Raw genomic sequence first — 17,093 nt, forward strand, 5'->3', positions numbered from 1 at the left:
GGGGCGCGCGCGGGTCGCCTCTCGTGGGCGGGGCCGCTGAGCTGCGGCCCGCCGGCCGGGCGCCGCCCCCCCCCCCGGGGGGGGGGCCCCCCCCCCCTCCGTCGTGCTCAGCCCGCGGCGGCGACGCCCGCCTCGCCCATCGCGCCGATCCGCCCGAGCAGGTCGACGATCCGGGACTGGACGTCCGCGCTGGTCGAGCGCTCGGCGAGGAACAGCACCGTCTCGCCGGTGCGCAGCCGGGGCAGCTCGCGCGGGTCGAGGTCGACCGAGGTGTAGACCACCAGCGGGGTCCGGTGCAGCCGGTCGTTGGCGCGCAGCCAGTCCAGCAGGCCGACCCGGCGGCGGCGGATCTGGAGCAGGTCCATCACCACCAGGTTGGGCTGCACGCTGCTGGCCCGGGAGACGGCGTCGTTCTCGTCCGTCGCGTGCTCGACGTGCATGCCGCGCCGCTCCAGGCTGTTGATCATCGCCGAGGCGATGTCCGGGTCGCTCTCGACCAGCAGGACGCGCGGGGCGTGGTGCTCGCCGTCGCGCGGCGCGAGGGCGCGCAGCAGCACGGCCGGGTCGGCGCCGTACGCGGCGTCCCGGGTGGCCTGGCCGAGGCCGGCGGTGACGAGCACCGGCACCCGGCTGTTGAGCGCCGCGGTGCGCAGCGACTGCAGGGCGGTGCGGGTGATCGGGCCGGTCAGCGGGTCGACGAAGAGCGCGGCGGGGAAGCCGGCGACCTGGGCGTCGACCTCCTCGCGGGAGCGGACGATCACCGGGCGGTAGCCGCGCTCCTGGAGGGCCTGCCTGGTGGCCGGGTCGGGCTCGGGCCACACCAGCAGCCGGCGCGTGCCCTGCTCCTCGCCGGCGGGCTTGTCCAGGTTCACGCTGCCGCCCGCGGGCAGTTCGGCGATCGCGGCGCGCGGGGCGGTGCGGGCCTCGGCCGGGACGGCCGGTACCGGCGGGGGGCCGAGCGGGCGCGGCGGGGCGAGCTCGCCGAGGCCGGTGCCGACCGGTCTCGGGGCGGAGTCCGCAGGGTTCTCCGCGGCCGGCAGGGCCGGGCGGGCGGGCTCCAGCGCGGTAGAGGGCGAAGGCGCGGCGGGCGTCTCCGGCGCGGGGCCGGGCGGCACGGCCAGGCGCCGGCGGCGGCCGGTCGGCGCGGCGGCCGGCTCGGGCAGGGCGGGCGCAGGACCGGCCGGGAGGGCGTGCTCCAGGCCGGGGTAGACGGGGCTCTCGGGCAGGCCGGGCAGGGCGAGACCGCCGGAGGAGTCCTCGGCGGCCTCCCGGGCACGGCGGCGGCGGGGCTTGGTCCCGTCGGTCGGGGTGCCCTCGGCCGGGGTCCCGGAGGCCGGCGCGTCGCCGGTGCCGGGGCCGAGCGCGAGCGGGCCGCGCGCGGCGGGGCGCTCCGGCCGGTGCTCGCCCTCGACCGGGACGGCGTAGGCCGGGCCGGACCGGCCGTCGTCCTTGCCCCACGGGTCGGGCTGCGCGCCGTCCGGCTCCGGCGGGGTCCGGCGGCCGTAGGCGGCGTCGTTGCCGGTGCCGTTCCACTGCTCGGGCACGGCCCGCTCGATCCGCGCCGGGGCGTTCGGCCACTGGTCGGCGGGGGCCTGGCCGTCCATGGCCTGGCCGTCCACGGGCTGGGGGGCGGCGGGCGGCGGGGTCTCGGTGGCGGGCCGGCCGCGGCGTCCGCGTCGCTCGGGGGCGGGTTCCTCGGCGGGCGCGCGGTCCGCCTCGGCGTCCGCGGGGCGGTCGGCGGGCCGGTCGTCCTCGGAGCGGCGGGCCGCGGGCAGCTGGGGGATGCCCGGCAGGTCGGGCAGGACGGCGCTGTCGCCCTCCTTGGGCCGGTCGGAGCGGCCCTCGGCGGCGGCGCGTTCGGCGGCGGCCTTCGCGGCGACCGGGTCCAGCGGCAGCTCGACGACGTACGTGGTGCCGGCCTTGCCGGGCAGCTCGTGCGGCTGGAGCACGCCACCGTGGCGCTCGACCACCGCCCGGGCTATCGGCAGGTGGACGGGGCTGCCGCCGCGTCCGGGGCCACGGATCTCGACCCGGGCGACGTCGCCGCGCTGGGCCGCCGCGAGGACGACCAGCGGCGGCTCGCCGGCGGACGGGGGGGCCGCCGGGCCGCCGGGGGCGGCCAGGCCGGGGGAGGGGGTGGTCGGGGCGTCCAGCGAGAGCCCGACGCCGCTGACGTCGGCGACCAGGTGGGCGACGGCCTGCGCGAGGCGCCGCTCGTCGGCGATCACCTCGACGCCGGCGGCGTGCACCGAGAAGCGCACCCGGCCCGCGCCGACCAGCTCGCCGGCGTCCTCGACGGCCCGCCGGACGATCTTGTCCAGCGCGACCGGCACCCGCCGCTCGGCGTCCTTGCCCTCGCCCTTGCCGTCCTTCGCGTCCTTGCCGTCGGGCTGGGCGGCCTCGCCGGCCTCGGAGCGCTGGTGCGCGAGCACGCCGTCGATCAGCCGGCCGAAGCGCCGGCACTCGTCGGCGAGGCGGCGCAGCGTCCAGTTGGCTTCCGGCCACAACTGCCCGGCGGGGTCGGCGGCGAGCGCGTCCAGGCGCTGGTTGAGCGCGGTCAGCGCGCCGCCGAGCTCGCTCTCCAGGACGGCGGTGAGGTGCTCGTTGCGGGCGACCAGGGCGAGTTCGCGGCTGCGGTCGGTGAAGGTCATCACCGCGCCGACCAGCTGGTCGCCGTCGCGCACGGGGGCGGTGGTGAGGTCGACGGTGACGGGGTGGCCGTCCTTGCGCCACAGCACGGTGCCGCGCACCCGGTGCTTGCGCCCGGAGGTCAGGGTGTCCATCAGCGCGGACTCCTCCAGCTCCAGCGGACTGCCGTCGGCCCGGGAGTGCTGGATCAGCGGGTGCAGCTCGCGCCCGCCGAGCTCGCTCGCGCGGTACTCCAGGATGTGCGCGGCGGCCGGGTTGACCAGCACGCAGCGCCCTTCGAGGTCGACGCCGAGCACGCCCTCGGCCGCGGCCCGCAGGATCATCTCGGTCTGCTTGTGCTGGCGGCGCAGCTCCGCCTCGACGCCGAGCCGGCTGGAGAGGTCCCGGACCAGCAGCAGGAGCAGGTCGCTCGCGGACGGCGAGCGGGAGCCGTCACGGTACGGGTCGTACGGGACGAGCGGGGAGAGCGCGTAGCCGCGGCCCTCGCCGGCGCCGTCGTCGGCGAAGTCGTTGCCGGAGACCTCGACGGGGAGGGTGGTGCCGTCGGTGCGGTGGGCGGTCATCCGGACCGGGCGGTCGAGGGTGTCGGCCTCGCGCGGGGCCGGGCGCATCGAGCCGGGGATCCGGCTGGGATCGAACTCGGGCAGCAGGCCCAGCACGCCCATGCCGACGAGCGAGGTGCCCGGGGCCTGGAGCAGCTGGACGGCCGCGGCGTTGGCATCCACGACGGTGCCGTTGCTGTTCACCAGCAACAACGCGTCGGGCAGGGCGTCGAGTATGGCGGCGAGGCGAGCAGCGCCTCGGATCGGCCTGCTGCTCACGTCGACAGGTCTCCTCGGCTTGGGGCAGCTCCTCCGGAGTCGGCAGTATCTCATTCTTCTTTGCGGTGGGGACGACCCGGCTAGTAACGTTGGCGGTGGTTGGTGCCGAGCCCCACGGGTGTGGCATCATCACAGGCACACGGAGCGCGTCCGCCAAGCGGGTGCGGTCCTTGTGGAGGAGGCTTCGCCTAGTCCGGTCTATGGCGCCGCACTGCTAATGCGGTTTCGGGGTTATTCCTGATCGAGGGTTCAAATCCCTCAGCCTCCGCCAGCCGAAGGGCCCCGCCGACGATCTCGTCGGCGGGGCCCTTCGCATGTCCGGGCATGTCCGGGCACGTCCAGGCGGGGGCGGGCGGGGCCGGAGCAATCGATTTCGTCCTGCGTCGCAGGTCATGTAATGTTGTTCCCGCAACGCCACGGAGACACGTTCACCGGGGCGAGCGCTCATAGCTCAACGGATAGAGCACTTGACTACGGATCAAGAGGTTGCAGGTTCGAATCCTGCTGAGCGCACCAACCTCCGCAAGATCGGGTTCGCCCGGTCCTTGCGCTCATAGCTCAACGGATAGAGCACTTGACTACGGATCAAGAGGTTGCAGGTTCGAATCCTGCTGAGCGCACCAGCAAGAAGCCCCCGGCCGTCGGCCGGGGGCTTCTTTCGTATCCGTAGGGGATGAATCGGCCCGGTTCGGGTACATCCCGTCCTGCCGCCCGGACGACCTCCAAACGGGTGGGACACGGCCCGAAGCCCAGGTGTCGCAGTATGACCGGCTCGGCATCGTGATTCCGTTTTGTCACATCTTGTGCCCAGACTGCCCGCCACCCGGCAGCCGACCGCGAAGGAGAGCCGGATGAGCCGACAGTTCCCCCGCACGGCCGCCGCCCTGGCCGCCTTCGCGGCAGGGCTCCTCATCGTCTGGAACCAGCCCTCGGCGGCCCAGCAGTCCCCCGACACCTGGAGCGCCGAGCAGCGCGCGGTCCTGCCCTCCGGCCTCTCCGTCCGGTTCGACCTCGCCACCTCGCCGGGCTTCGACGCGACCGCCGAACCGGGCGAGCTGGCCGACCGCGCCGGCGGGGGGCGCGCGGCCGGGCTGTACGCGGACGGAACGCGCCCGGGCGACCCGGCCCAGACGTTCCGGATCCACGACGCGCGGCCGCAGGCCGACGGCTCCTGGCGCACGGTCGGCACCCTCCGGCTCACCTTCTCGCGCTCCGTGCGCAACCCCCGGCTGCACGCGAGCGGGCTGGCCGCCCTCGCGACCGGCAAGTCCGGGAGCACCACCACCGCCGCCCGGCTCACCCTCACCGGCGGCAGCCCGAGCGCCCCGGCGCTGGTCAACCGCACCGACTGGCCCGGCTGGACGGTCGACGCCAACACCCTCGCGCCGGCCGGCTCCGACGGCAGCACCGACGGCTCGGGCGGCGCGGCCGCCGAGGGCAGCCTGGAGCTCGCCGGCACGTTCCGCACCGCCGTCTTCCGGGTCGAGCAGCGCAGCACCGCCCGGGCCGGCAGCACCACCGCCCCGCCCGTCCTGCGCCAGGCGTACACCGTCACCGTCGACGAGGACCTCGGCACCGCCCCCCAGGCCTACGGCAACGCCTCGCACGTGGTCTCCGACCTCTTCCTCGGCGCGGACGCCGACCCGTCGGCGCGCCGCGACGCGCGGACCGCCGTCGCGGTGCGGGGCACGACCGACCGGCACAACGTCTGGGCCAACCCCGTGCCGCCCAAGCTCCAGCCCGGCCGCGGCGAGTACCGGGGCGCCGACCCGTCCCTCGGCTTCCCGGCCGAGGCCGCGATCGGCCGCTACTACCGGCTCACCGTCCCGGTGGCCGTCGGCGACCAGCCGGCGACCCTGGCCGGCTGGATCGACTGGGACCACAGCGGGCGCTTCGACCCGGCCCACCGGGTGCAGGCCGAGGTCCAGCCCGGTACGGGCACCGCGACCCTGGAGTGGACCGTCCCCTCCGGCGCCGCGAGCGGCGAGACCTGGGCCCGGCTGCGGATCGCCCGGGACCCGGCCCAGCTGATCGCCTCCGGCGGCTTCGCCGACTCCGGGGAGGTCTCCGACCAGCGGATCAAACTGACCGTCGGGGCCGCCCGGCCCGAGATCGCCGAACCGGTGGACGGCACGGCGACCGCCGACGTCCGGCCGCGGATCCGCGGCGAGGGCGCCGTCGCCGGGGCCTCGGTCGAGGTCCGTGAGGGGGACGCGGCGCTCTGCCGGGCGCGCGTCGAGCGCGGCGGCGACTGGAACTGCCGCCCCGGCGACGCGCTCGCCGCGGGCGGGCACAGCCTCACCCCGGTCGAGACCACCAGCGGCGGCGTGGTGCTGCGCGGCGAGCCCGTGCGGCTCACCGTCAAGACCGCCCCGCCCGCCGCGCCCGTGCTCACCCTCCCCGAGTACACCAACGACCCCGGGCTCCAGCTCACCGGCACCGGCGAGGCGGGCGACACCGTCTCGGTCGGCGACCAGCCGGCCGGGGTGCGCGGCGGGTCCGCCGGGGACCTGTGCAGCACCACGGTGCGCACCGACGGCGAGTGGTCCTGCCTGCCGGTGGAGAACCTCGCGGACGGGCGGCACCAGCTGACCCCCGTCGCCGTGGACGCGGCCGGCAACCGGATGGCGGGCAAGGCCGTGGCGCTCGTCGTCACCACCGTCCCGCCGGACAAGCCGGTGCTCACCGCGCCGGCCGCCGGCGAGACCGTCCGCACGGCGCGGCCCAGGCTCGCCGGACGGGCCGGGACGGGCACGCGGGTGCTCGTCACCGCCCAGGCGGGCGGGGCCGCCTCGGACGGGCGGGTGGTCCTGTGCGGGGCGGCGGCGGCCGTCGATGGGAGCTGGACCTGCACCGCCAACCGGGACCTGACGAACGGTGAGCAGGCGTTGACCGTCACGGCGACGGACCTGGCGGGGAACGCGGCGGCCGGGGATCCGGTGCGGGTCCGCGTCGCGGCGGCGCCGGCTCCGGCGGCCGGTCCGGTGGCGCCCGGCCCCGTTCCGCCGAGTGCCGCGGTGCCGAGTCCGGTCGGGCCGTCGCCCTCGGCGTCGCCCGGCGTGGTCAGGCCGAGTCCGAGTGCGGCGGGCTCACCGAAGCCGTCCGCTTCGGCCTCGGCCTCGGCGTCCAGGCCTGCGGTGTCGGCGGTTCCGTTGCCCTCGTCGAGCCCGTCGGCGACCGCCGAGGAGGTGTTCGTACCGGCGCCCGCCGGTTTGCTGCCGGTCTTCGTCCCGGTGGTCGCTCCGCCGTTCGTGCCCGCCTCCGACGTCTCCGTCCCGCCGTCCCCGACCGCCGTCCCGTCGCCTTCCGCTGTTCCGTCACCATCCGCAGCCGCGGCGGCCGGGCCGAGCCGGGCCGCCGCCGCGCCGCCGTCGGCGGACGCCGCGCAGGCGCCCGCCGGGAGTGCCCGGCCGCTGCCGGCACCGCCCGCCGCTTCATCCGAGGGGGCGGACGGCTCCCAGGCGGCGGCCCACGAGGCCGGGCCCGCCCGGTGGCGCACCGGGCTGGCCGGCGGCCTCCTGCTGCTCGCCGCGATCGGGCTGATCACCCGCCGGGTGTTCGCCCGGGGCCCGGGTGCCCGACGGCGCTGACCTGCGCCGGAACGTCCGAGACCACACCAACGGCCACTTGACATCACCCCGACCGATCGATCATGTGTCTGCGCGTCAGGTTGACTTCGGACGATTCGTCAGGAAATGTCGACACACGACGGATCAAATGTCGCATTTGATGACGTATGAACTTAGCCTGACTCTGGCACTGCCCGTCAGATCCGGGCCGCCCGTTGCGCGACACACCGACCCCGAGGATCCGTGCATGGACGTCACCCGCGATTCTTCGCAGCGACCCGACCACCTGCCCACGACGTTCCCGCCGGTACTGCCGGAACGTTCCGTCAGCGGCGCGAGTGCGCTGGCCAAGCCCGCCAGGACGGCCGCCGCGGCCGACGGCGGGGAGGCCACCGCCCCCCTCGTGGTCGTCCCCGGACCGGCCTTCGGCAGAGCCGACCCCCGCGACCCGCTGGAGGCGGCCGCCGCGGAGGCCGTCGAGCTCCCGGACACCACCCCGGCCGGCGGCATCGTGGCCGTGACCTCCCGCCGCCCCCCGCGCGCCGACCAGGCGCTGCGCGAGCACGTCGCCACCGTCCTGCCGGGCTGGTCGGCGCTGTTCGCGGTGCTCGTCGGCGTCGCCGGCGTCCTCGCGGTGCTCCTGCACGACGGAGTCGTCCCGCACTGGGACGCGCTGCCCGACCTGCGCGGCACCGCCGCGCGGGAGAGCGGCCGGACCGAGGTGGACGTCCTGTCGGTCGCCGCGGTGGGTGCCGCCGGGCTGCTCGTCGTCTACGCCCTCGCCGGACTGCTCGCCAACGCCGGCGGCGAGACCCGGGTGCTCACCCGGTGGGGCCGCTACCGGGGCACCGTCCGCCGCGCCGGCCTCGTCTGGGTCAACCCGCTGCTGCGCCGCCGCCGGGTGGACGTGCGGCTGCGGCACTGGCGCAGCGAGCCGGCCAAGGTGGTCGACCGCACCGGCACCCCGATCGTCGTCCGGCTGCTGGTCGTCTGGCGGATCAAGGACACCGCGCGGGCGCTGCTGGCGATCGACGACCACGAGGGCTACCTGCGCGAGCAGATCCAGGCGGTGCTCACCCGCACCGCGTCCACCCTGCCGTGCGACAGCAACGCGGCCCCCGGGCCCGCGCTGCGCGACGGGCAGTGGTTCGCCGACGAGCTGACCCGGGCGCTGGCCGCCGAGGCGGCCCCGGCGGGCCTGGAGGTGTACTCGGTGCAGCCGCTGGCGCTGGACTACGCGCCCGAGGTCGCCGAGTCGATGCGTCGCCGCCGGCTGGCCGACCTGGACGCGGGTCTGCGCACGGTCCTGGTGGACGACGCGGTCGAGGCGGCGGCGCTCGCCGTCCGCCGGCTGGAGCGCGCGACGGCGCACGAACTGGACGAGGCCGCCCGCAGCGCCCTGATGGAGCAGCTGCTGGTCGCCTTCGTCGCGCCGGCCGGAGTGGCCGCCTCGGTACCGTCCCCGGCCGCCCGGGCCGGGAGGAAGGAAGGACGACCCGCATGAGGATAGCCACCGGCGCGTACGCCGGCCCCGGGACCGCCGTCGCCGACGTCGACGCCGACTTCGGGACGATCGGCTTCGAGGAGAGCTTCGGCAGCATCCCCGCGATCGCGGGCTGCGGCTGCCCGAACTGCGCGGCCCGCCCGCGCACCGCCCGCTCCGGGGCGGCGGCCGGGGGCAGCCGAATACACCGCGCCGTGCGAAGTACCTGCCTGGCCACCACGGTGCTGGCGGGCGCCGGCGTCGTCGGTCTGACGGCCGGCGCCGGATCCGCGCACGCCGCGGCCGGCAAGCAGGGCTGGGACGGATCGCGGTACTGGTTCAAGAACTCCGGCGGCGAGTGGCGCTGGACCGGCCACTACGACGTCTACGCGAGCCGCACCGGCCAGTCCGCGAAGCCCGGCAAGTCCGGTGGCTCGGCCGACACCGGCGGACGGTCGTCCGGGTCCAACGGCCAGGCCGCGTCCGCGGGGCTGCGGCAGGGCTGGGACGGGGAGCGGTACTGGTTCAAGAACTCCGGCGGCGAGTGGCGCTGGACCAGCCACTACGACGTCTACCTGAACCGCACCGGCCGGTCCGGCGACTCCGGCCCGGCGCCGTCGCGGCCGTCCTCCGACGGCGGCTCCTCCGGGAGCGCGTCCTCCGGGAGCAGGGAGTCGGCCGTCGACTACGCGCTCGCCCAGCTGGGCAAGCCGTACGTCTGGGGCGGTGACGGGCCGTCCGGCTACGACTGCTCGGGACTCGTCCAGCAGGCGTACCGGCGCAGCGGGATAAGCCTGCCGCGGGTGGCCGACGACCAGTACGCCGCCACCACACCGATCGGCGCGGGGCAGCTGCGCCGCGGTGACCTGGTGTTCTGGTCGGACAGCGGGCGCGCCTCGGGGATCCACCACGTGGGGATCTACCTGGGCGGCGGCACGTTCGTGGAGGCGCCGCGGCCGGGCAGGACGGTGCGGGTCTCGACGCTGAACGCGGGCTACTACCCGACCCACTTCGGTCGGCCGTAGTACGGCCGGCTCCGGGCCCCCGGCGGTTCGTACCGCTGGGGGCCCGTCGCGTTCCCGGTGGGGTCAGCCCCCGGAGCGGCCGAGGGCCGCGGCGGCGTCGGTGCGGCCGGTGCCGTAGACGGCGCGCAGCTGCTGCTTGTCCCAGTCGGCGGCGAGGCCGTCCGGGTCCGGGTGGCCGTGTTCGCGCCGCCACTGCTCGACCATCGCGGTCACGCCCTCGTGGCCGGTGCGGCCGTCCGGGCCGGTGAGGGTGTTGCGCTCGATCCGGCCGGCCGCCGCGGCGTCGATGGCATCGAGGGCGCCGCTCTGCCAGTCGGCGATGCCGGCCGCCAGGACCCGCCGGGTCAGTTCGCCGAGCCCGGGGCCGGGGACGAGCTTCAGCGGGGCGTCGAGGCCGGTGTACAGGCCCTTGGCCTTCCAGGCGGCGACCTTGGCGGCGTCGTCGCGCTGGTCGAGCACCGCGTCGGCCTGGACGGCGTCGAGCACGCCGAGGGCGACCGCGGAGTTGGCGAGCAGCCCCTTCCACTCCGGCTCGGAGGTGCCGGCCGGGAGAGCGCCGATCCGTTCCGCGATGTGCGTCAACTCGGCCTGCTGGACGAGGTGATGGGCCTCCGGGAGGTCGGCGAGGCCGCGTAGGGCGCGGATCAGCGGGCCCTTCTCGACGGCCATCCGGACCTCGCCGGTGCGCTCGTCGGTCCACACGCCGGCGGCCGCGGCGGCCGCGTGGTCCTTGGCGGAGCGGCTGGTGCCGGAGAGGACGGCGTGGGTGTCGGCGGCGTAGTCGGCGAGGGCCGCGGCGACGGGGGCGTGCAGGCCGGGCGGGAGGTGTTCGCGGCCGATGCCGGCGTCCAGCAGGGTCACGGTGTCCCGCATCACCCGGGCCTGGGCGGCGCTGTGGGCGTGGAACCCGTCCGGGTGGCCGCCGGTCGCGGCGGCCTGGACGGCGAGGCCCAGCGCGTGGTGGCCCCGGACGTGGGCGCCGGCCACCAGCTCCTCGGGCCAGCGGCGCTCGCGCAGCAGGTAGGCGAGGTGGTCGCCGCGCCGCGGGTCGCCCGGGTCCAGGAACGCGGTGGCGGCGGCCGGGTGGTGGGCCAGGGCGGCCAGGAAGCCGGTCACCGGGTCGCCGCCGCGGCCCTCGCCGAGGTGGTCCCAGGCGGGCTCGGTGCCGTCGGGGCACCACAGCAGCTGCGGGGGCACCCTGGCGCCGCGTTCGGTGGCCAGCAGGCCCTCGCCGTAGGCGGCGAGGAAGCCGGGGGCGTACCGGCCGGAGCGCAGCAGGGCGCTCATCAGGTGGTAGCCCGTCGGCATCGGGCCGCCGTCGGCGCGGGCCAGCTGCTTCGGGCCGAGGCGCAGGACCTCCTGCTCCCAGGTGCGCATGGCCGGGTCGGTGCTGTGGGTGGCGGTGCCGAGGACGGTGCCGAGGGAGGACTGGAGGCGGCGCAGGGCGTCCGCCCGTCCGCCGGCCGAAGTGGCGGACAGCGCGGGGTCGTTGAGGTCGCGCCAGAGTTCGAGGGCGGGGCGCGGGCCGAGCGTGGTGGCGAATCCGGCGGCGAAGGCGGGGTCGTCGGCGTGGGCGGAGAGCAGGGCGTCGAGGCGGGTCAGTTCGTCGGGGGTGAGCGCGGCGCGTTTCGCCGCCAGGGTGAGGGCGGTGCCCAGGTCCGCGCGGGCCTGCCGGGCCTGGGCGAGGGAGTGGCAGCCGTCCGGGCCGAACGGGCGGTCCCCCGGGACGGGCGGGGCCGAGCGCAGGGCCCAGGCGGCGGCCTCGTCGGCCTCGGTGGCGGCGCGCCGGGCGGACTCGATGCGGCCCGCCAGCTCGGCGATCACGCGGTGGCGCTCGGGGAGGAACACCGACCGGTACTCGGGCTGGTGACGGGCCGACTCGTCGTCGTGCAGCGGGTGGACGTCCGTCACGGCGCCGGTGGGGGAGACCCGGAGGTGGGCGGCGGGGGCGTCCTCGTCGGCCAGGCGGACGAGCTGTCGCTGGGCGTCGGTGAACTGGCCGGCGGCGTCGGCCAGCAGGGTGCCGAGGTCGGCGGACTCCTGGCTCGCGGCGGTGAACTGGCCCGCCACCTCGGCGATCAGCGCGCGGGCGGCGGTGGCCGCCTCGCCGTCCCACCCCTCGGCCAGCGGGCCGGCGATCTCGCCGTCGAGCCGGTCGCGCAGGCCGAGGTAGCGGGCGCGCAGGGCGGTCCACTCCTCGGCGGCGGTGGTGAGGGCGTCGAGGCGGGTGGAGCGGACGGTCTCGTAGCTCAGCACCGGCCGCTCCCCGCCGGGCGGGAGGCCGAAGCCCGGCACGGGCGGGGTGGCACCGCGCTACTCCTCGGCGTCCGGGCCGCGGTCGGTGGCGGCGTACGCGGCGCCGGTGGTGCGCAGGCGGTGGGCGAGGTCGTGGAGGATGCCGCCGAAGGCGGCCACCTGGTCGTCCCAGCGGTCGGCGCGGGCGCGGAGTTCGGCTCCGGTGCGCCAGCCGGCCAGGGCGGCGTGCGCGCCGGCGGTGCGGTCGCGGGCGGGGTCGTCGGCGGTGGTGAGGCCGGCGTGGAGTTCGTCGACCGTCCCGGCGTGGGCGGACAGGTCGGACGGGGAGACGGCGAAGCCGTTCCGGGCGGGTTGGTCGGGCACATCGGGCCCCCGGGCTGCGGTGGGTCGGTCGGGCTCGAACCATGGTGGCCCGGAAACGGCCGCGGGCCGCGTGCCACCACCCGGACGGGCGGCGCGCACGTGGCCCGCGGGGGCGCGCGGTGGTGCCGTCAGGCGGACGCCTCGTCGAGCAGCGCCGTCTGTTCGGGGGTGAGCTCCAGCGCGGCGGCGGCCAGCAGCGGCGGGAGCTGCTCGACCGTGCGGGCGCTGGCGATCGGGGCCGCGACCGTCGGGCGGCCCGCGAGCCAGGCGAGGGCGACCGTGCCGAGCTCGACGCCGTGCTCGGCGGCGACCACGTCCAGCGCCTTCAGCACCCTGGGGCCGCGCGGGTCGTCCAGGTAGCGGGCGGCGCCCTCGGAGCGGGCGCTGGCCACGCCGGGGCCGCCCGGGCGGTACTTGCCGGTGAGGAAGCCGGAGGCCAGGGCGTAGTACGGCACGGTGGCCAGGCCGTGGTCGGCGACCACGTCGGCCAGCGGGCCCTCGAAGGTGCCGCGCGACACCAGGTTGTAGTGCGGCTGGACGGCCACGTACTTGGCCAGGCCCTCGCGCTCGGCGAAGGCCAGCGCCTCGGCGAGCCGCTCGGCGCCGATGTTGGACGCGGCGACCGCGCGGACCTTGCCCTCGCGGACCAGCTCGTCCAGTGCGGTGACGAACTCCTCGACCGGGGTGTCGTCGTCCCGGTGGGTGTAGTAGAGGTCGATCCGCTCGACGCCCAGGCGCCGCAGCGAACCCTCCGCCGAGGCCTTGATGTTGGCCGCGCCCAGGCCGCCCGCCTCGGGGTGCATGCCGACCTTGGTGGCGATCACGACGTCGTCGCGGTTGCCGCGGCTGCGCACCCAGTTGCCGATGATCGTCTCGGACTCGCCGCCGGTGTTGCCCGGGGCCCAGGCGGAGTAGACGTCGGCGGTGTCGACGAAGTTGCCGCCGGCCGCGGCGTAGGCGTCCAGGACGGCGAAGGACTGCTCCTCGTCGGCCGTCCAGCCGAAGACGTTGCCCCCCAGGGAGAGCGGGTGGACGCTGAGGTCGGAGCCGCCGAGCCGGATCCGGCGTGCGGCATCACTGTGGTTTCCGGTCATGGACGCAGTCAACAGGATCACGCCGTACGGCATTCCGGGCTTCGGGCGGTCTTCACGTGGTCGTCGTACCGCCGTTGCGCGTGCGGGTGGTCCGGGGCCGGACCGAGGGTCCGGGGTGTCGGGCCGGGTGCCGGATTCGTTAGAGTCCGTGCCATGGCTGACAACGACTACGACCCCGCCGGCAGCACCCAGATGTTCCGGGCGTTCGTCGACGAGACCCCCGCGCCGCAGAGCCCCGGCTCCGTCTCCACTTACGGCCGCAGCAGCGGCAACCGCACCGGCACGATCGCGCTGATCGCCGTCATCGTCCTGGTCGTGTTGGGCGGAGTCGTCTGGCTCGCGGTCAAGTGACCTTCGCGCGGGTGACCCCCGTCCGGGTCACCCGCGCGACGGGAGGCCGTCGGGCGCGGCTCAGCAGGGCTTGCGCCACGCGTCCAGGTCGAGCTTCTTCTGCATCGAGCTGAAGCCGAGCGCCTTGGCCTTGGTGCAGAACTGGTCCGTGCCGACCTTGTACTCGACGTGGAAGACCGCCTTGCCCTGCTTGACGAACGGTTCGACCCGGTCGCACTCGTCGTACTGCGAGCACTCCTCGTTGACCGCGAAGTCGAAGTCGTTCAGCAGCGCCGGGATCTGGTCCAGGTCGTTCTTCAGGCCGATCGCCAGGCCGCGCTCGTGGGCGAGCTGGGCCAGCATGCGGTTGTACCGGATCTGGTCGTCACCGGTGAGCGGGAAGCCGCTGTCCTGGTTGTAGGCCTCGATGGTGTCCGGCTCGACGGCGTCGAAGCCCTTGCTCCTGCACATGTCGAAGCGGGCGGCCATCAGCGGCTTGAGCTGGTCGACCTGCCGGATGTCGAACCACTTCTCGCCCTTCCAGCCGGTGTCCGAGCCCTCCAGGGTCTTGGCGAAGGCGGCCGCGTCGGGGCGGAAGCTCTCCCAGGAACCGGCGTTGATGTAGCAGATCACCTTGCGGCCCTTGGCGTGCAGCGAGGCGACCACCGAGGCGTCGTTCTCGAAGCCGTCGATGTCGTAGACCGGCACGTCCACCGACTGGTCGACGCCGCCGCCGAGCTGCCACTGCCAGGCGAGGCCAGGGGCGGGCTGCCAGCGGGCGCCGGACGGCGGCGGGGCGGTGGTGCCGCCGCCCGGGGTGCCGGGGGCGGACGGCCTGCCGGACGCCGACGGGGTCCCGGGAGTCCCGGTCGGCGTGGGCGTGGGTGTGTCGGGAGCGCTCGGCGTGCCCGGGGCGCCGGGGGGCGCGGTGTCGCTCGGGGTGCCGGGAGTGCCGGGAGCGGTCGCCGCGGGCGGCTCGCTCGGGGAGTCACCGGCCGACGGGCCGTGGTCGTCCCCGGAGCTGCTGCACGCGGTGGCCAGCAGGGCGACGGCGAGGGCGATGGCGGCCGGTAAGGGCCGGGTGCGGCGGTTCACGGTTGTCGAACTCCGGATCTGGTCAGGTCAGTTCAGCGGCGGTCAGACCGTGGGGGAGGGTGCACCAGGGGTTGTCCCCGGAGCCCGGAACGGCGGCGCTGACGCCCGCCCGTCGGGCGGCGATCAGCGCGGTGACGTCCCCTGCCTGGTCGGCGGGGACGTCGTACACCAGGTGGCAGAAGCGGGAGGCCGCGTGGCGGCCGGTCCACAGGGGCAGGGTCATCTCCCGGTAGGCGTCCCAGGTGCCCTCGAAGGTGACCAGCAGGTCGGCGAGGCCGACCTCGGCGTAGCCGGGGTCCGGGTGCTCGCCGTGGCCGAACACGACGGTGCCGCAGCCGGCCGCGCGGGCCGCCGTGGCCAGCCGCCGGTAGTGCGCCAGCGCGCCCGGGTGGCAGGCGACCTGGTCGAGGTACACGCCGGTGATGCCGTGGCGCTGGCGGTACGTCAGGATGTCCGCCACCACGGCCGCGTGGGAGCGCCGGCCGTAGTCGGTGTCGGCGTAGCCGAGCAGCGGCAGGCCGGCGGCCCGCAGTTCCTCGGCGGCCTCGGCGAAGACGTTGTCCGGGACCTCGCCGGGGCCGTCGGCCAGGTTGAGCACGATGGCGGCGATCCTGGCGGGGTCGGCGGCGGCGACCGCCCGCCAGGCCGCCGGGTCCACCGCGGGGTGGACGTACAGCGGCACCAGCAGGCGGCCGTCGGGGGTGGTCCCGGTCATCCGAGGACCGGGGTCGGGCCGGGCCCGGTGCTGAGCCACAGGTCGCGCAGGGTGTCGGCGAGGTCGGTCTCCGGGTGCCAGCCGAGCTCCCGGGCGGCGGCCGACACGTCGGCCTGCTGCCAGGAGACCGCGGCCGAGCGCTCGGAGCCCGCCCCGCTCTCGTCGATCCGGCCGGTGAAGCCGGCCGCCGCGACCAGGCCGTCGGCGATCGCCCGGACCGGCCTGGCCCGCCCGGAGGCGAGGTTGAGCACCCGGGGGAGCGGACGGTCCGCGGCGGCGGCCAGGCCGACCGCGCGCGCGATGTCGCGGGCGTCGACGAAGTCGCGGTGGGCGGAGAGGTCCCCGACCCGCACGACGCCGTCGGTGCCCTCGGGCGCCACCCGGCGCAGCTCGGCGGCGAGCCGGCCGGGCAGCGAGCCCGCCGGTGCCCCCGGGCCGACCGGGTTGAACACCCGCAGCACCACCGCGTCCAGCGGCGAGCCGGCCACCGCGAGGGAGCCGGCCAGCTTGGTCGCGCCGTACACGCCGACGGGACGGGCGTCCGCCTCCTCGGACAGCGAGCTGCCCGTCTCGCAGACGCCGTACTCGCCGGCCGAACCGATGTGCACCAGCCGGGTCTTCGGGGCGCCGAGCTGCAGCGCCTCGCAGAGCACCGCCGGACCGCGGGCGTTCACCTCGGCCAGCTTGACCGCGCTGCCGGCCACCGCGCCGGCGAAGTTGACCACCACGTCGGGGGCCAGCGCGGCGAGTTCCTCGCCGAGCGGGCCGGGCTGGGCGGTGGCCAGGTCCAGCCGCAGGTCGTGGGCGGGCCGCCGGCCCGCGGTCAGCACGGTGGCACCGGGCAGCGACCGCAGGACGGCGGTGGCGTGGCGGCCGAGGAAGCCGTCCCCGCCGAGAAGCAGGATCCTCACGCGGCCCGTCCGTCGCTCTCGGCGCCCGCGGTGGCGGGCGTCTGGTCGGTGTCCGCCGCAGTGCGGGCGGCGGGGACCGGCAGCTCCGTGACCGACGGCGTGACGGTGCCCGCCTCGAAGGGCATCAGCACCGGGCGGATGCTCGCGAACTCGGCGTTCGCGCGGTCGTAGTCGTCCGGGCGGCCGATGTCGAGCCAGTAGCCGCCGAAGTCGTAGGAGGACGGCGGGGTCTTGGCGGCCAGCAGGTCGAGCACCAGCTCGTCGAAGCCGAGCGGCAGGCCGGGGGTGTACTTGGCGAGCGCGGAGCGGGACACGCCGTACACGCCCATCGAGACGCGGTAGTCGATGCTCGGCTTCTCCTGGAAGCCGGTGATGCTGCCGGACTCGGTGGTCAGGACACCGAAGTCGATCTTCACCTGGCGGGCGTAGGTGGCGATGGTCAGCGGAGCGCCGGACGTCTCGTGGTGCTTGAGCACCCCGGCGAAGTCCAGGTCGGTGAGGATGTCGCCGTTCATCACCAGGAAGTGCTCGGGCAGGCGGTCCTGCATGGTGAGCAGGGGGCCCATGGTGCCGAGCGGGCTGTCCTCGACGGCGTAGCCGACGCGCAGGCCCCACTGGGAGCCGTTGCCGACGTACGCGCGGATGATGTGGCCGAGGTGGCCGATGGCCAGGGTGACGGTCTTGAAGCCCGCGGCGGCGAGCTGGCGCATCACGATCTCCAGGATCGCGTGCTGGTCGCCGATCGGGACGAGCGGCTTGGGGAGCGCGGTGGTGTACGGGCG

11 protein-coding genes, 3 tRNA genes and 1 pseudogene are annotated in these 17,093 nt (G+C 76.2%); 7 read left to right on the forward strand and 8 right to left on the reverse strand.

The window, feature by feature from the left end; all coding sequences use genetic code 11:
* Window positions 1-107 precede the first annotated feature (107 nt).
* Window positions 108-3,470, reverse strand: coding sequence for a PAS domain-containing protein (locus tag ACFV4G_RS21775; RefSeq protein WP_380442815.1), 3,363 nt, complete (start codon window positions 3,468-3,470; stop codon window positions 108-110).
* 177 nt (window positions 3,471-3,647) lie between these two features.
* Between ACFV4G_RS21775 and ACFV4G_RS21780 the strand changes: the two genes are divergently transcribed.
* The 6 genes from ACFV4G_RS21780 (at window position 3,648) to ACFV4G_RS21805 (ending at window position 9,547) form a co-directional block, all read left to right on the forward strand.
* A tRNA-Ser gene (locus ACFV4G_RS21780) sits at window positions 3,648-3,741 on the forward strand.
* 169 nt (window positions 3,742-3,910) lie between these two features.
* Window positions 3,911-3,986: transfer RNA gene (locus ACFV4G_RS21785), tRNA-Arg, on the forward strand.
* A gap of 31 nt (window positions 3,987-4,017) precedes the next feature.
* A tRNA-Arg gene (locus ACFV4G_RS21790) sits at window positions 4,018-4,093 on the forward strand.
* A gap of 228 nt (window positions 4,094-4,321) precedes the next feature.
* Window positions 4,322-7,060: an Ig-like domain-containing protein gene (locus tag ACFV4G_RS21795; protein ID WP_380442817.1), complete on the forward strand. Its 2,739-nt coding sequence runs from the start codon at window positions 4,322-4,324 to the stop codon at window positions 7,058-7,060.
* Window positions 7,061-7,286: 226 nt separating this feature from the next.
* Window positions 7,287-8,543 (forward strand): SPFH domain-containing protein, encoded by a 1,257-nt coding sequence (locus ACFV4G_RS21800; RefSeq protein ID WP_380442819.1) that lies wholly within the window; start codon window positions 7,287-7,289, stop codon window positions 8,541-8,543.
* Complete coding sequence (locus ACFV4G_RS21805) at window positions 8,540-9,547, forward strand: C40 family peptidase (RefSeq protein WP_380442822.1); 1,008 nt, start codon at window positions 8,540-8,542, stop codon at window positions 9,545-9,547. Before ACFV4G_RS21800 ends, ACFV4G_RS21805 begins: the two co-directional genes overlap by 4 nt.
* 63 nt (window positions 9,548-9,610) lie before the next feature.
* Here ACFV4G_RS21805 and ACFV4G_RS21810 read toward each other — a convergent pair whose 3' ends face one another.
* The 3 genes from ACFV4G_RS21810 to ACFV4G_RS21820 form a co-directional block, all read right to left on the reverse strand.
* A complete protein-coding gene (locus tag ACFV4G_RS21810; protein ID WP_380442825.1) occupies window positions 9,611-11,803 on the reverse strand; it encodes a hypothetical protein in 2,193 nt (730 codons plus the stop codon).
* 57 nt (window positions 11,804-11,860) lie between these two features.
* Complete coding sequence (locus ACFV4G_RS21815; protein ID WP_380442827.1) at window positions 11,861-12,166, reverse strand: hypothetical protein; 306 nt, start codon at window positions 12,164-12,166, stop codon at window positions 11,861-11,863.
* A gap of 128 nt (window positions 12,167-12,294) precedes the next feature.
* Window positions 12,295-13,260: an aldo/keto reductase gene (locus ACFV4G_RS21820; protein WP_380442829.1), complete on the reverse strand. Its 966-nt coding sequence runs from the start codon at window positions 13,258-13,260 to the stop codon at window positions 12,295-12,297.
* Between the two features lie 153 nt (window positions 13,261-13,413).
* Between ACFV4G_RS21820 and ACFV4G_RS21825 the strand changes: the two genes are divergently transcribed.
* Entirely contained in the window at window positions 13,414-13,611 is a 198-nt protein-coding gene (locus ACFV4G_RS21825) for a hypothetical protein (RefSeq protein ID WP_380442831.1), read from the forward strand.
* 60 nt (window positions 13,612-13,671) lie between these two features.
* On the opposite strand, the gene ACFV4G_RS21830 is transcribed toward ACFV4G_RS21825, so the two are convergent.
* From ACFV4G_RS21830 to ACFV4G_RS21845, 4 genes and pseudogenes are all read right to left on the reverse strand, one after another.
* On the reverse strand, window positions 13,672-14,685 hold the full coding sequence (locus tag ACFV4G_RS21830; protein ID WP_380442833.1) for an endo alpha-1,4 polygalactosaminidase: 1,014 nt from the start codon (window positions 14,683-14,685) through the stop codon (window positions 13,672-13,674).
* A 22-nt stretch (window positions 14,686-14,707) separates the two neighbouring features.
* Window positions 14,708-15,400, reverse strand: a complete 693-nt coding sequence (locus ACFV4G_RS21835; RefSeq protein WP_380442835.1) for a spherulation-specific family 4 protein — start codon at window positions 15,398-15,400, stop codon at window positions 14,708-14,710.
* Window positions 15,397-16,311, reverse strand: a complete 915-nt coding sequence (locus ACFV4G_RS21840; protein ID WP_380442837.1) for an NAD-dependent epimerase/dehydratase family protein — start codon at window positions 16,309-16,311, stop codon at window positions 15,397-15,399. The genes ACFV4G_RS21835 and ACFV4G_RS21840 overlap by 4 nt, the downstream gene beginning before the upstream one ends.
* Window positions 16,312-16,433: 122 nt before the next feature.
* A pseudogene (locus ACFV4G_RS21845) lies at window positions 16,434-17,093 on the reverse strand (NDP-sugar synthase); the annotation flags it as partial.

Source organism: Kitasatospora sp. NPDC059747 (assembly GCF_042732955.1).
GTDB lineage: Bacteria > Actinomycetota > Actinomycetes > Streptomycetales > Streptomycetaceae > Kitasatospora.

Coding starts and splice junctions, on each gene's coding strand:
- ACFV4G_RS21820 (WP_380442829.1), bottom strand. CDS start 13,260: ATGACCGGAAACCACAGTGATGCCGCACGCCGGATCCGGCTCGGCGGC.
- ACFV4G_RS21825 (WP_380442831.1), top strand. CDS start 13,414: ATGGCTGACAACGACTACGACCCCGCCGGCAGCACCCAGATGTTCCGG.
- ACFV4G_RS21805 (WP_380442822.1), top strand. CDS start 8,540: ATGAGGATAGCCACCGGCGCGTACGCCGGCCCCGGGACCGCCGTCGCC.
- ACFV4G_RS21795 (WP_380442817.1), top strand. CDS start 4,322: ATGAGCCGACAGTTCCCCCGCACGGCCGCCGCCCTGGCCGCCTTCGCG.
- ACFV4G_RS21835 (WP_380442835.1), bottom strand. CDS start 15,400: ATGACCGGGACCACCCCCGACGGCCGCCTGCTGGTGCCGCTGTACGTC.
- ACFV4G_RS21800 (WP_380442819.1), top strand. CDS start 7,287: ATGGACGTCACCCGCGATTCTTCGCAGCGACCCGACCACCTGCCCACG.